Source organism: Martinezella rhizogenes, from assembly GCF_027460065.1.
In the GTDB taxonomy this organism is placed as follows: domain Bacteria; phylum Pseudomonadota; class Alphaproteobacteria; order Rhizobiales; family Rhizobiaceae; genus Agrobacterium; species Agrobacterium rhizogenes_C.
Map to the genome: position 1 here is coordinate 1 of NZ_JAPYZZ010000052.1, position 745 is coordinate 745.

The window sequence follows — 745 nt, forward strand, 5'->3', positions numbered from 1 at the left end:
CAGAGGTGTATAAGAGCCAGACCCGCCACCTGGCCCGTGGCCGAAACGGGGTCGTAACCGGGTGTATCCATGAAGACCAGTCCCTTGGCGTCCACCGGTTCGGCGTAGTTGAATACTGCCGTCAGATTGGTCGAGCCGCCCTTCATTGCCGCTCCCAGCGACTTTTCGAGAATGGTCGTCAGGCCGCCCGCCTTGTTGCCGGGGGAGGGATTGTTGTTCATCTCCATGTCGTGCCGCCGGGTATAGTTTTCCCACCAGCGGATGCGTGCGGCCAGCTTCTCGCCGACCTCCGGCCGCTCCGCCCGGCGGATCAGCAGATGCTCGGCGCCGTATATTTCAGGGGTTTCCGAGAGGATCGCGGTTCCGCCTTCGGCGACCAACATGTCGGCGGCAATGCCGAGCGCCGGATTGGCCGTGATACCGGAATAGCCGTCCGAGCCGCCGCATTGCAATGCCAGCATCAGCTCCGAAGCGGGGGCAGGCACACGAATGGCCTTATTGACCACCGGCAGCATCTCACGGATGGCCGCGACGCCAGCCTCCACCGTCTTGCGCGTGCCGCCGAGCTCCTGAATGGTAAGTGTGCGAAAGGTCTCGCTTTCCCTCAATCCGTAAGCATCCATCCAGCGCGGAATCTGAAACGCTTCGCAGCCCAGCCCCACCATCAACACGCCGCCAATATTCGGGTTCTGTGCCACCCCCCACTGGGTCCTCTTCAGCAATTCATAAGCCTCGCCATGGATAT

At 62.0% G+C, this 745-nt stretch carries 1 protein-coding gene; it reads right to left on the minus strand.

What is annotated here, in order from left to right; translation table 11 throughout:
• Positions 1–745: UxaA family hydrolase (locus O8B93_RS27850; protein ID WP_269713109.1), on the minus strand; the 745-nt coding region annotated here is incomplete at both ends.